Annotated in this window: 16 protein-coding genes and 1 other RNA gene; 6 read left to right on the top strand and 11 right to left on the bottom strand. The window is 56.2% G+C overall.

Annotated elements, in window-relative coordinates; genetic code table 11:
- Positions 1-20: 20 nt before the first annotated feature.
- The 5 genes from garL (at position 21) to M2416_RS18970 (ending at position 4,743) form a co-directional block, all read left to right on the top strand.
- Positions 21-791, top strand: coding sequence for a 2-dehydro-3-deoxyglucarate aldolase (gene garL / locus M2416_RS18990; RefSeq protein ID WP_259226318.1), 771 nt, complete (start codon positions 21-23; stop codon positions 789-791).
- A gap of 28 nt (positions 792-819) precedes the next feature.
- Positions 820-1,710 carry a 2-hydroxy-3-oxopropionate reductase gene (gene garR / locus M2416_RS18985; RefSeq protein ID WP_259226317.1) on the top strand — a complete coding sequence of 297 codons (891 nt, stop codon included), beginning with the start codon at positions 820-822 and terminating at the stop codon, positions 1,708-1,710.
- Positions 1,711-1,774: 64 nt separating this feature from the next.
- Positions 1,775-2,920, top strand: a complete 1,146-nt coding sequence (garK, locus tag M2416_RS18980; RefSeq protein WP_076946583.1) for a glycerate 2-kinase — start codon at positions 1,775-1,777, stop codon at positions 2,918-2,920.
- Positions 2,921-2,952: 32 nt separating this feature from the next.
- An RNA gene (rnpB, locus tag M2416_RS18975) (RNase P RNA component class A) lies at positions 2,953-3,331 on the top strand.
- 539 nt (positions 3,332-3,870) lie between these two features.
- Positions 3,871-4,743, top strand: coding sequence for a mechanosensitive ion channel domain-containing protein (locus M2416_RS18970; RefSeq protein ID WP_076946584.1), 873 nt, complete (start codon positions 3,871-3,873; stop codon positions 4,741-4,743).
- Positions 4,744-4,805: 62 nt separating this feature from the next.
- Here the strand turns inward: M2416_RS18970 and M2416_RS18965 are convergent, their stop codons facing one another.
- Positions 4,806-4,967, bottom strand: a complete 162-nt coding sequence (locus M2416_RS18965; protein WP_166793755.1) for a hypothetical protein — start codon at positions 4,965-4,967, stop codon at positions 4,806-4,808.
- Between the two features lie 24 nt (positions 4,968-4,991).
- The gene (locus tag M2416_RS18960) at positions 4,992-5,693 is read right to left on the bottom strand and encodes a pirin family protein (protein WP_041147353.1); all 702 of its coding nucleotides are present in this window, start codon (positions 5,691-5,693) and stop codon (positions 4,992-4,994) included.
- Between the two features lie 104 nt (positions 5,694-5,797).
- Between M2416_RS18960 and M2416_RS18955 the strand changes: the two genes are divergently transcribed.
- Positions 5,798-6,694 (top strand): LysR family transcriptional regulator, encoded by an 897-nt coding sequence (locus M2416_RS18955; RefSeq protein ID WP_041147352.1) that lies wholly within the window; start codon positions 5,798-5,800, stop codon positions 6,692-6,694.
- Between the two features lie 41 nt (positions 6,695-6,735).
- Here M2416_RS18955 and M2416_RS18950 read toward each other — a convergent pair whose 3' ends face one another.
- The 9 genes from M2416_RS18950 to yqjA form a co-directional block, all read right to left on the bottom strand.
- Positions 6,736-7,101, bottom strand: a complete 366-nt coding sequence (locus tag M2416_RS18950; RefSeq protein WP_076946585.1) for a DUF805 domain-containing protein — start codon at positions 7,099-7,101, stop codon at positions 6,736-6,738.
- A 125-nt stretch (positions 7,102-7,226) separates the two neighbouring features.
- Positions 7,227-8,213 (bottom strand): glutathione S-transferase family protein, encoded by a 987-nt coding sequence (locus tag M2416_RS18945; RefSeq protein ID WP_041147350.1) that lies wholly within the window; start codon positions 8,211-8,213, stop codon positions 7,227-7,229.
- Between the two features lie 73 nt (positions 8,214-8,286).
- Positions 8,287-8,679: a DoxX family protein gene (locus tag M2416_RS18940; protein WP_004867955.1), complete on the bottom strand. Its 393-nt coding sequence runs from the start codon at positions 8,677-8,679 to the stop codon at positions 8,287-8,289.
- A 236-nt stretch (positions 8,680-8,915) separates the two neighbouring features.
- Positions 8,916-9,212 (bottom strand): YqjK-like family protein, encoded by a 297-nt coding sequence (locus tag M2416_RS18935; RefSeq protein ID WP_045856702.1) that lies wholly within the window; start codon positions 9,210-9,212, stop codon positions 8,916-8,918.
- A gap of 2 nt (positions 9,213-9,214) precedes the next feature.
- The gene (locus M2416_RS18930; RefSeq protein ID WP_076946587.1) at positions 9,215-9,607 is read right to left on the bottom strand and encodes a phage holin family protein; all 393 of its coding nucleotides are present in this window, start codon (positions 9,605-9,607) and stop codon (positions 9,215-9,217) included.
- A 2-nt stretch (positions 9,608-9,609) separates the two neighbouring features.
- Entirely contained in the window at positions 9,610-9,915 is a 306-nt protein-coding gene (locus M2416_RS18925) for an ElaB/YgaM/YqjD family protein (protein WP_041147347.1), read from the bottom strand.
- Between the two features lie 32 nt (positions 9,916-9,947).
- A complete protein-coding gene (locus M2416_RS18920; protein WP_041147346.1) occupies positions 9,948-10,316 on the bottom strand; it encodes a DUF1090 domain-containing protein in 369 nt (122 codons plus the stop codon).
- A gap of 149 nt (positions 10,317-10,465) precedes the next feature.
- Positions 10,466-10,852, bottom strand: coding sequence for an EnvZ/OmpR regulon moderator MzrA (mzrA, locus tag M2416_RS18915; protein WP_172620402.1), 387 nt, complete (start codon positions 10,850-10,852; stop codon positions 10,466-10,468).
- Positions 10,852-11,514, bottom strand: coding sequence for a DedA family general envelope maintenance protein YqjA (gene yqjA, locus M2416_RS18910; RefSeq protein WP_041147345.1), 663 nt, complete (start codon positions 11,512-11,514; stop codon positions 10,852-10,854). The genes mzrA and yqjA overlap by 1 nt, the downstream gene beginning before the upstream one ends.
- Between the last annotated feature and the right edge of the window lie 171 nt (positions 11,515-11,685).

Raw genomic sequence — 11,685 nt, 5'->3', positions numbered from 1 at the left:
TAAGTGACAAGGTATAAGCGATGAATAACGATATTTTCCCGAACAAATTCAAGGCAGCGCTGGCTGCGCATCAGGTGCAGATTGGCTGCTGGTCCGCGCTGGCAAGCCCGATTAGCACCGAAGTATTAGGCCTTGCGGGCTTTGACTGGCTGGTGCTGGACGGCGAGCATGCGCCAAACGACATTACGACCTTTATCCCACAGCTGATGGCCCTGAAGGGCAGCTCCAGCGCCGCGGTTGTGCGGGTCCCGACCAACGAGCCGGTAATTATTAAGCGCCTGCTGGATATCGGTTTTTACAACTTCCTGATCCCGTTTGTCGAAAGCAAAGAAGAGGCGGTGAACGCGGTGGCCTCCACCCGCTATCCGCCGGAAGGCATCCGTGGGGTCTCCGTTTCTCACCGTGCCAACATGTTTGGCACCGTGCCGGACTACTTCGCGCAATCCAACAAAAACATCACCATCCTCGTACAGATTGAGAGCCAGCAGGGCGTAGATAACGTCGATGCCATCGCGGCAACCGAAGGCGTTGACGGCATTTTTGTCGGCCCAAGCGACCTGGCCGCGGCGTTAGGCCATCTCGGCAACGCCTCTCACCCTGACGTTCAGCGCGCGATTCAGCAGATTTTTGCGAGTGCGAAAAAACACGGTAAGCCGAGCGGCATTCTGGCGCCGGTAGAGGCCGATGCGCGTCGCTATCTGGAATGGGGCGCCACCTTTGTTGCCGTCGGCAGCGATTTGGGCGCATTCCGCTCCGCCACGCAGAAGCTTGCGGATTCTTTTAAAAAATAACCCTCGGGATCAAAAGAGAGAGAACGTTATGACGATGAAAGTTGGTTTTATTGGCCTGGGCATCATGGGCAAGCCTATGAGCAAAAACTTGCTGAAAGCCGGTTACTCGCTGGTGGTTTCCGATCGTAATCCTGAAGCGGTTGCTGAAGTGATAGCTGCCGGGGCAGAAACGGCGGCTACGGCGAAGTCGATTGCCGAGCAGTGCGATGTGATTATCACGATGCTGCCAAACTCCCCGCATGTGAAAGAGGTGGCGCTGGGTGAAAACGGCATCATTGAAGGCGCGAAGCCGGGCACCGTACTGATTGATATGAGCTCCATCGCGCCGCTGGCCAGCCGCGAAATCAGCGAAGCGCTGAAGGCGAAGGGCGTGGATATGCTCGATGCGCCGGTAAGCGGCGGCGAGCCGAAGGCCGTCGACGGCACGCTGTCGGTGATGGTCGGCGGCGATAAGGCTATCTTCGATAAATACTACGATCTGATGAAGACGATGGCCGGTTCGGTCGTGCACACCGGCGAAGTGGGGGCTGGCAACGTGACTAAGCTCGCCAACCAGGTGATCGTCGCGCTGAATATTGCCGCGATGTCTGAAGCGCTGACCCTCGCCACCAAAGCGGGCGTCAATCCGGATCTGGTGTATCAGGCTATCCGCGGCGGCCTGGCGGGGAGCACCGTGCTGGATGCGAAAGCGCCGATGGTGATGGATCGTAACTTCAAGCCAGGTTTCCGCATCGACCTGCATATTAAGGACCTGGCCAATGCGCTGGATACCTCCCACGGCGTGGGCGCTCAGCTGCCGCTGACGGCGGCGGTGATGGAAATGATGCAGGCGCTGCGTGCCGATGGTCTGGGTACCGCCGACCACAGCGCGCTGGCATGCTATTACGAAAAACTGGCGAAAGTGGAAGTCACTCGCTAACAAGAAGGGCGTGAAACGCGCCCTGTAATTCTTGCCTTGCGCGGCACTGTCAGGCTACATAACTATGAAAATCGTAATCGCCCCAGACTCTTATAAAGAAAGCCTTTCTGCCATTGAGGTAGCTCAGGCAATAGAAAAAGGATTTCGGGAAATTTTCCCCGATGCGGAGTATGTTTCCGTCCCGGTTGCCGATGGTGGTGAAGGCACCGTTGAGGCCATGATTGCCGCCACGCAGGGTTCTGAATATACCGCTCTGGTTACCGGGCCGTTAGGTGAAAAGGTGAACGCCAGCTGGGGAATGTCCGGCGACGGTAAAACGGCGTTTATCGAGATGGCGGCCGCCAGCGGGCTGGGCCTGGTTCCGCCGGCGCTGCGCAACCCGCTGCTGACGACATCGCGCGGGACCGGCGAGCTGATTCTCCAGGCGCTGGATCATGGGGCGAAAAATATCATCATCGGCATCGGCGGCAGTGCCACTAACGATGGCGGCGCCGGGATGGTGCAGGCGCTAGGAGCCAGCCTCCGCGATGCTAACGGCAGCGAGATTGGCAACGGCGGCGGGAGCCTCGCCAGCCTGAATGCCATCGATCTCCGCGGTCTGGACGCCCGGCTGCAGGAATGTACCATCCGCGTAGCCTGCGACGTGACCAATCCGCTGATTGGCGATGTGGGCGCCTCGCGTATTTTTGGTCCGCAGAAGGGGGCGAGCGAAGCGATGATCCTCGAGCTGGATCGCAATCTTGAACACTATGCCGATGTGATAAAAAACGATTTGCGCGTGGACGTGAAGCAGGTGGCGGGAGCCGGCGCTGCCGGTGGTATGGGGGCCGCGCTGATGGCGTTCCTCAATGCCGAATTGCGCAGCGGGATTGAGATTGTCACCCAGGCGCTGAATCTGGAAGAGCATATCCTCGACTGCTCGCTGGTGGTGACCGGCGAAGGGCGGCTTGATAGCCAGAGCATCCACGGCAAGGTGCCGGTCGGCGTGGCGAGCGTGGCGAAGAAATACCATAAGCCGGTGATTGGCATTGCCGGCAGCCTGACCCGCGACGTTGGCGTGGTGCATCAGTTTGGCATCGACGCGGTATTCAGCGTGCTGACCAATATTACGACGCTGGAAGAGGCCTTTCGCGGGGCATCGGACAATATTTATCGCGCGTCGCGCAACATCGCCGCGACATTGCGGGCCGGGATGGCGATGGAGGGATGACAACCGACGGCAAACCCTCTATACTTCGCGCCGAAGCTGACCAGACAGTCGCCGCTTCGTCGTCGTCCTCCTTCGGGGGGAGACGGGCGGAGGGGAGGAAAGTCCGGGCTCCATAGGGCAGGGTGCCAGGTAACGCCTGGGGGGGAAACCCACGACCAGTGCAACAGAGAGCAAACCGCCGATGGCCCGCGCAAGCGGGATCAGGTAAGGGTGAAAGGGTGCGGTAAGAGCGCACCGCGCGGCTGGTAACAGTTCGCGGCACGGTAAACTCCACCCGGAGCAAGGCCAAATAGGGGTTCATAAGGTACGGCCCGTACTGAACCCGGGTAGGCTGCTTGAGCCAGTGAGCGATTGCTGGCCTAGATGAATGACTGTCCACGACAGAACCCGGCTTATCGGTCAGCTTCAACTCTTCAGAAAACCCCGCCTCGGCGGGGTTTTTGCTTTCTGCGCAAAGGATTAGGCAGAAAGAAAAGAATGGGGCAGAAAGGGCGAATGACTGTCCACGACGCTCTTCATGGAAAGAACGCGGCTTAGCGGCCAGCTTCGACTCTTCAGAAAACCCCGCCTCGGCGGGTTTTTTGCTTTCTGCGCAAAGGATGGGGCAGAAAGAGCGAATGACTGTCCACGACGCTCTTCATGAAAAGAATGCGGTTTAGCGGCCAGCTTCAACTCATTCGACACGCCATGACCTGCAGCTTTAATTTGGCACCGCGCCGGCATGATATTATTCTTCACCGCGGGCCGCCGGGATATATAATGGATGGCGCGGGTTGTATAAAATTAAACATTTTTATTGCTGTTTCTGATGGCGCGCTCGGGGATACTGTCTGGCTTAGTATTGGCGTGTTTTATCCATTTTCTCTACTGTCCCTGACAGGTGCTTTGCACTATTAAGTACTAATGGATGGCATATTAATTATTCTTAGCCTGAGTCCGGAGTGCTTATTATGAAAGGCTTTGTTTTATTCCCACAGGTTAAAAGCGCAATTGCATGGCTGGAAGGCCATGGCGATACGATTATGCAGTTTGGCTGGAATATTGCGGCCGCAGTTATTTTACTCTTTGTGGGTAAACTGGTTTCTAAATTATTATCAAAGACCATCGAAAGGATCCTGTTGCGCAGAAACGTCGACGCGACGGTGGTTCATTTCTTCGCGGCGATCGTTCGCTATATTACGATGGCGTTTGCCATCGTGGCGGCGCTGGGAAGAGTCGGTATCGAAACCTCGTCGATTATTGCCGTTATTGGCGCAGCAGGCCTGGCAATTGGCCTTGCGCTGCAGGGATCGCTGTCGAACTTTGCCGCCGGCGTGCTGCTGGTCACGCTACGCCCCTTCCGCGCGGGTAATTTTGTCCAGGTTGGCGCGGTGTCCGGGGTCGTGCAAACGGTTCACGTTTTCTCGACGACGCTGCTCACCGTTGATAATAAAGAAGTGGTGATCCCCAACGGCAAAATCATCGCCGACAGCATCGTGAACTACTCCCGTCATCCGTATCGTCGTATCGATCTGCTGCTGGGCGTGGCATATCAAAGCCGCATTGCGGAGGTTAAAAACGTTATTCAGAACGTTGTTGATAAAGAGTCACGTATTGATAAATCCCGCGGCACGACGGTGCGCCTTATTGAGCTCGGGCCGTCAACGCTTAACTTCACCGTCCGCGTGTGGGTGAAAAACGTTGAATACTGGGATACCTATTTTGATCTGCTGGAGACCATTAAAGAGTCGCTGGATGAGCATAATATTGTGCTGCCGGGCCCGCGGATGGATATTCAACTGGTGAATTCATCCCAGCAGGCGCTTATTCAGCGCGCGTCATAACTTCACGCGCAGATAACAACCGCGGAAGCAGAGTCGGCCCCGGCAGGAGCCGATTTTTGGCATCAGGCGGCGTTTTCTTCATCCTGAAGTCGTATCTCCGCATCGGCGACGATAGCCTCCAGCTCGCTGAGCATCTCTTCATAGCCAAAGCCGACGACGTGGGTTGTTTCCGGCAAGGTCGGCTGAATCGGCGATGCGGTCTTCTTCGGTTTCTTCTTACTCACTGATAAGCTCCATGACTCCCGTTTTTACACCGGTAAATCTATCAGTAAAGCGCGCAAAGGCGTATCGGCAACGAGGGTAATGTTAGCTTCATCACGAATAAAGGCGCCATCGCCGCAGGTCAGCGCCTGCTTTTCCTCTTCATGCGCTACGGCGTGCACGGTCCCGTGAATAGACTGCAGATAGGCGCGCGGTCCGTGAAGCTGCACGTTAATCCTCTCGCCTTTCGCCAGATCGAGATGATGGATCCAGACCTGCTGGCGTAGCTGTAAACTATCCTGCGCACCGTCCGGTGAAGCCAGCAGCTGCTGCGGACCCTCGGTGATACTCATCTTCTGTACCAGCGGATTTTCGCGCTCCGGGCAGGCATCCAGCCACAGCTGCATCCGCGTGAGCGAACAATCTTTACTCAGATTATGCTCGCTATAGCTGACGCCCGGCTGGGTCGAAATCAGCAGCGCTTCGCCGGCTTTGGCCTGCACGTGGTTGCCGTCGCTATCGCGGTACTCCGCTTCCCCTTCCAGGATCAGGTTCAGGATATCGACCTTCGGGTAGGTGCGCGGCTGGAACGATGCGCCCGGTGCCAGAACTTCCTGGTTGAGCACGCGCAGAGAGGCGTAGCCTAACAGTTTCGGGTCGAAGTAGTGTCCAAAGGAAAAGGTGTAGCGGGCCTGCAGCCAGCCGAAATCTGCTTGTCCGCATTGTTTGGCTGTTCGGGTAGTAATCATTGTCTTGACCTCTCTTTACACTAAAACAATGGTAAAGGTATGGACGCTGTATTGTTAGCCAGATATTCTGCCCGGTATATTCAAATTTCCTGAATGAGAGTGCTATGGCCAGAGAGAGAGCATTAACGCTGGAAGCGTTGCGCGTAATGGATGCGATCGACCGGCGCGGGAGCTTTGCCGCCGCGGCTGACGAGCTTGGACGCGTCCCTTCTGCACTCAGCTACACGATGCAAAAACTGGAAGAGGAGCTGGACGTGGTGCTGTTTGACCGCTCCGGTCATCGAACAAAATTCACCAACGTGGGCCGCATGCTGCTGGAGCGCGGACGAGTCCTGCTGGAGGCGGCGGATAAGCTCACCACCGATGCCGAAGCGCTGTCCCGCGGTTGGGAAACGCATCTGACCATCGTCACCGAAGCGCTGGTGCCGACCACCGATTTCTTCCCGCTGATTGAAAAGCTGGCGACCAAATCGAACACCCAGCTCTCGGTCATTACCGAAGTGCTCGCCGGCGCATGGGAGCGCCTGGAGCAGGGCCGGGCGGATATCGTCGTTGCGCCGGATATGCATTTTCGCTCTTCGTCGGAAATTAACTCGCGTAAGCTCTATTCGGTGCTGAACGTCTATGTTGCCGCGCCGAATCACCCTATTCATCAGGAGCCGGAGCCGCTTTCCGAAGTCACGCGGGTGAAGTATCGCGGCGTGGCGGTAGCGGATACCGCGCGTGAGCGTCCGGTGCTGACGGTGCAGCTGCTCGACAAGCAGCCGCGTTTAACGGTCAGCACCATTGAAGATAAGCGCCAGGCGCTGCTGGCAGGGCTGGGAGTGGCGACCATGCCCTATCCGCTGGTGGAGCAGGATATTGCCGAAGGGCGCTTACGGGTTGTCAGCCCGGAATATACCAATGAGATTGACATTATTATGGCCTGGCGCCGCGATAGTATGGGCGAGGCCAAATCCTGGTGCCTGCGGGAAATTCCCAGACTGTTTACCGGGAAGTAAATCAGCGCTGCGCACCGCGCGAAGGCGGTGCGCATAATGAGCTATGAAAGGGGTTTTGGGTCGGGTCCGAAGCGGTTAATTCCGGGCGTTCCGCTTTGGCAATTGAAGACCAGAATCGCCAGCCAGCCGATGACCGGGATCAGCAGCAGCAGTAGCCACCACGCCGAACGGTCCGTGTCGTGCAAACGCCGAAACTGCACCGCCCACCATGGCAAAAAGATCAGCACGCCGTAAATCGTCGTCAGGATGCCTTCACCCCCTGCTCGCTGCCAGCCCAGCATTTTATCGATAATGCTGAGCACGCCGGTGAGGATGATATTGACCAGAATAAACATCCAGTACTCTTTACGACGGGCGCGACCGCCAAAGCCAATATAGTTTCTTATTACCTGTAGATACCAGTCCATGTCTATGCCTCGATTAGCCGTCAATCACTTGTTTTTAAAGCGATCGTAATAAGAATAGACGGGAATGAAAGGCGGGTAAATATCGCGGCTGTGAAATTTCAGGCGCCGCTGGGGCGCCCGATATATCAGCGGAAAAGAAGGTCACGGCCGTGCGGCTCGTGCAGATCCTGCTGCGGACCGACGGAGATAATTCCGGTCGGGTTGATGGTTTTATGGCTGCGGTAGTAGTGGTTGCGAATATGACCAAAATCGACGGTCTCGGCAATGCCCGGCATCTGATAGATATCGCGCAGGAAGCCGTACAAATTTGGGTAATCGCTGATGCGCCGCTGGTCGCACTTAAAGTGGGTGACATACACCGGGTCGAAGCGCACGAGGGTGGTCCACAGACGAATATCGGCTTCGGTTAGCTGGCTGCCCGTCAGGTAACGGTGCTGGCCGAGGATCTGCTCCAGGCGTTCCAGCGAAGCAAATACGCCATCAACGGCTTCATCATAAGCCTGCTGGCTGGTGGCGAACCCGGCTTTATAAACGCCGTTATTCACGCTGTCGTAAATCCAGCCGTTCAGCTCATCGATGTTCTCGCGCAATGCAGGCGGGTAGTAATCGCCGGCGGTTGCCCCCAGCCCGTCGAAGGCGGTATTGAACATACGAATAATTTCAGCTGACTCGTTGCTGACGATAGTTTGCAGCTTCTTATCCCACAGGACCGGCACCGTCACTCTCCCGGTATATTGCGGGTCGGCATGCAGATAGAGCTGATAGAGAAACTGGTGCTGATACAGCGTATCGCCGGTGGCGTCCGGGAAGCTGCTATCGAACGTCCAGCCGTTCTCGAACATCAGGGGATTGACGACCGAGACGGAGATAAACGGCTCCAGGCCTTTTAGCTTGCGCAGAATCAGGGTGCGATGCGCCCAGGGGCAGGCGAGGGAGACGTACAGATGATAGCGATCTTTTTCGGCAGCGAAGCCGCCATCGCCGCTCGGCCCGGGTGCGCCATCGGCGGTCAGCCAGTTACGGAAGGCCGAAACGGAACGCTTGAATCGTCCTCCGGTGGATTTGGTGTCATACCAGGTATCGTGCCAGACGCCGTCGACTAATTGTCCCATCGTTTCCTCCTTCAGACTGTAGATAGCAAAAGCGAGGAGATATCTCCTCGCTTTTTGATTCAGTATAGTGTGCTTACCACTTTTTATTCAGCACGCGGTCGATGCTGAATGCGCCTGGACCGGTGATAGCCAGCAGCAGGAAGCCGCCTGCGATGGTCAGGTTTTTCATGAACATCAGCGAGTTCACGCCTTCAGCAAAGTTGCTGTGGAACAGGAACGCGGTCAGCAGGGTAAAACCGGCGGTGAACAGCGCGGTCGTACGGGTCAGGAAGCCGAACAGGATGGCCAGGCCGCCGCCGAACTCAAGCAGAATGGTTAACGGCAGTAATGCACCCGGGACGCCCATAGCTTCCATGTATTGCTGAGTGCCTGCATATCCGGTGATTTTTCCCCAGCCTGCGGTGATAAACAGGATTGGCATCAGGATACGTGCTACCAGTACACCAACATCTTCTAATTTTTTCATTTCTTACTCCAGAAAACCCAAAGGGCGGCGGTTTTGTTTTTTGGTGCAATCCTGCGTAGTTACGCAGGGTTGCGGTCGATGGAGTGAATATTAGCGAGACGTTGCGGGAATTGTTAGCAAGGAAAACTGTAGATCTTCATCAAGAATTCTGAGTAATTACCCGGGAGACAGGCAAATAAAAGGACCGGTTAAGGTCCTGAGAACAAAGCAGGTGGGGGAACTCAGCGCGGTGTGCCTTAGCGCGATGATTGCTGGCGCAGCAGGCCTTTAACCATGCGCCAGGTACTCCAGGCGCCGACGCCGCGCCGGGTCCAGCGCATAAGAAAGCGAGGGTGGCGAACGGACCAGATGGCCATTACGCCGCTGCCGACCAGCGCCCACGAGCGCAGGTTTTGCAGCGTTAACCAGCCCCGGTCGAGCGGGGCGGTGGCTGCCAGCCAGTCGCGGCGGCCGGCGGTTAAATCCAGCCGCTGCTGCTGGATCTGGCGCAGCAGAAGCGTCTTGCGCCGCTCACGTTCCTGTTGACTGCTCACGGTTAATCATCCTCCAGCAGCGCTCTGTCGTTAGCCAGCTCCGTGCGGGTATGGCGCAGGAACGTCGAACGCCGGGCCTTGCGTAGCGTCCAGATACCGCCGATCAGCGAAGCGAGCAGCAGCACGGCGGTGGTGGCGATCATGACGTTCAGGCGATACTGCGGATCGACGGCCCAGATAATGAGCACCAGCAGGCTCATCAAGCCGAACGCGGCGAACAGCAGGGTCAGCCCCAGCATCAGGAACAGCTGGAAGAGGTTAGCCTTCTCTTCTTCCAGCTCCACGACCACCAGACGCAGACGCGTTTCCACCATTTCAACCAGCAGCGATACGATGCGCTGGCCGATGCCGAAAACGCTCTGACCCGGTCCTTGCGTGCGTTGAGAGTCCGCCATAATTAGCGACGCGTCAGCAGGACACCCAGCACCAGCCCAACGGCTGCGCCAATACCTACGCCGGTCCACGGATTTTCGCGAACGTACTCATCGGCGCGCGCGGCGCTTTCACGGGTCTGCCTGACGATGGCATCGCCGGTTTCACCCAGGCGTACGCGGCTCTCTTTCAGCGCGCTTTCTGCTTTGCTACGCAGCTTGCCTATCTCTTCCTTCGATTTATCCGTGGAGGAGTTCAGCACTTCTTCCAGGGTATCAGCCAGAGTCTTCAGTTCTGCACGCAGGTCGTCTGCAACGTTATCTTTAGGCATCTTTCTCTCCTGTAGAGTGGTCCATATACATACTAATACTCACGTGACTCAAGCGCTTTCAGCTCTTGCTGCGCTTCATCAAGTTTATGCTGGCGCTTGCTGATTTTCTCAGCATCGCCTTTCTGTTCGGCTTCGCGCAGATCGCGCTGACGTTCGCTAATCTCTTCCCGCTGCTTAGCGATTTTTTGCTGGTGATCGGCTTTGAGCTTACTGTCGCTACAGTGGGCCTGAACTTCACGCAGCGCCTTATTGAGGCCATCAATACGGTTCTGATTATGATGTTTCTCGGCATAGCTAATCTCCCGCTGGATATCCTGCTCTTTTTCCTGACAGGGGGAGATGGCAAAGGCGCTGGAGCTAAGCGAAGTTAAAACCAGGATCAAAGCGATGCGGTGTTTCATGGATGCTACCTTCCATTGTGTGAGGGCATATCCGTAGGATAGACCCGATCCAGTTGATTAACGTCAGCCCGGTGGCTCCCGCAGTCTTAAGCATAGTAAGGAAAACAGGAAATCACCAAACTGCGTGAAAATATTCAGAATTTTGGAAATTATCCAAACCTGTGTGGCGTATCGCGCAGGCGGGAGAGCCATGCTGTCGGCGTGTTATCTTCCTCCAGCAAAGCAATAATATAGCCGTGCGGCAGGGCGCGTCCCAGCACTTCTTTCGCCGCTATTCCCTGGGCGCTGGAATCAAATTTGATCAGCAGGCCATCTTTTTGCGGCGTGATGCTTTTAAAACGAATACCGTTGGCATCAAGATGGTGCCAGACGGAAAAGCCGTCCGGCATGCCAACATCCTGACTTGCGGGGTGGATAGCGAGGGTGGCTTCCTGTTGTTGCGCCGCCAGCCATAGCCAGAACAGGGCGCACAGCAAAAGTGAACCGCCCAGCATCCAGCCCAACTTACGCAGAGAAGGGCGTTTATTAACCATCATCAGCCCCGACTTCTGTGTTTTTTCTTCCACATCACCACGAGCGATCCGATTAAGCCAAATACCAGCAGCACCACCGGCAGCAGCATCAGGCAGGACATGAGCTGATCTTCATATTTCAGGAATACCGGCGTTTTGCCCAGCAGGTAGCCCAGGGAGGTCAGAATCAGTACCCACAGCAGGCCGCTCATCCAGTTAAAGAACTGGAAGCGCGCATTGTTCAGCCCCGAGATGCCGGCAATAGTCGGCAGCAGGGTACGAACGAAAGCGATAAAGCGGCCAATCAGCAGCGCGGAAAGCCCGTGCTTATGGAACAGATGGTGCGCGCGCTGATGATAGTGGGACGGCAGATGCGAAAGCCAGTTCTGCACAATCCGCGTGTTGCCCAGCCAGCGGCCCTGAATATAGCTCAGCCAGCAGCCGAGGCTGGCGGCCGTTGTGAGCAGCAGCAGCGTTTCGGGGAAGCCCATTGCGCCTTTAGCAATCAGGACGCCAACCAAAACCAGCAGGCTATCGCCCGGTAAAAAAGCGGCCGGAAGCAGGCCGTTTTCGAGGAATAAAATCATAAATAAGACGAAATACAGCATGCCAATCATGGAGGGATTGGCGAGAGTTTCGTAATCCTGGCTCCATAGAGCATTTAACAATTGGGTTAATAGTTCCATTCACGATTCCTGGTACATCGGTTAACGGTACGTCTGAACGCAGTGTAAATATAGCGACATAGGTTGTTATTGGATTATGGTCGCTGCTGATGCGGTCTGAACGGATCCCTGTCTGGCATCATCTTCTTCAGGTCGTTCCAGGCTACTTTTGCGCGGAAAAACCAGCCGCTA

This window comes from Klebsiella sp. BIGb0132 (assembly GCF_024810075.1).
In the GTDB taxonomy this organism is placed as follows: Bacteria; Pseudomonadota; Gammaproteobacteria; order Enterobacterales; family Enterobacteriaceae; genus Klebsiella; species Klebsiella terrigena.
This window is presented reverse-complemented; position numbering and strand designations above follow the sequence as displayed.

Excerpts from the sequence above, each read along its gene's own strand:
- garL (WP_259226318.1), top strand. The coding sequence starts at position 21 with ATGAATAACGATATTTTCCCGAACAAATTCAAGGCAGCGCTGGCTGCG.
- garR (WP_259226317.1), top strand. The coding sequence starts at position 820 with ATGACGATGAAAGTTGGTTTTATTGGCCTGGGCATCATGGGCAAGCCT.
- garK (WP_076946583.1), top strand. The coding sequence starts at position 1,775 with ATGAAAATCGTAATCGCCCCAGACTCTTATAAAGAAAGCCTTTCTGCC.
- M2416_RS18970 (WP_076946584.1), top strand. The coding sequence starts at position 3,871 with ATGAAAGGCTTTGTTTTATTCCCACAGGTTAAAAGCGCAATTGCATGG.
- M2416_RS18960 (WP_041147353.1), bottom strand. The coding sequence starts at position 5,693 with ATGATTACTACCCGAACAGCCAAACAATGCGGACAAGCAGATTTCGGC.
- M2416_RS18955 (WP_041147352.1), top strand. The coding sequence starts at position 5,798 with ATGGCCAGAGAGAGAGCATTAACGCTGGAAGCGTTGCGCGTAATGGAT.
- M2416_RS18950 (WP_076946585.1), bottom strand. The coding sequence starts at position 7,101 with ATGGACTGGTATCTACAGGTAATAAGAAACTATATTGGCTTTGGCGGT.
- M2416_RS18945 (WP_041147350.1), bottom strand. The coding sequence starts at position 8,213 with ATGGGACAATTAGTCGACGGCGTCTGGCACGATACCTGGTATGACACC.
- M2416_RS18940 (WP_004867955.1), bottom strand. The coding sequence starts at position 8,679 with ATGAAAAAATTAGAAGATGTTGGTGTACTGGTAGCACGTATCCTGATG.
- M2416_RS18930 (WP_076946587.1), bottom strand. The coding sequence starts at position 9,607 with ATGGCGGACTCTCAACGCACGCAAGGACCGGGTCAGAGCGTTTTCGGC.
- M2416_RS18925 (WP_041147347.1), bottom strand. The coding sequence starts at position 9,915 with ATGCCTAAAGATAACGTTGCAGACGACCTGCGTGCAGAACTGAAGACT.
- M2416_RS18920 (WP_041147346.1), bottom strand. The coding sequence starts at position 10,316 with ATGAAACACCGCATCGCTTTGATCCTGGTTTTAACTTCGCTTAGCTCC.
- mzrA (WP_172620402.1), bottom strand. The coding sequence starts at position 10,852 with ATGATGGTTAATAAACGCCCTTCTCTGCGTAAGTTGGGCTGGATGCTG.
- yqjA (WP_041147345.1), bottom strand. The coding sequence starts at position 11,514 with ATGGAACTATTAACCCAATTGTTAAATGCTCTATGGAGCCAGGATTAC.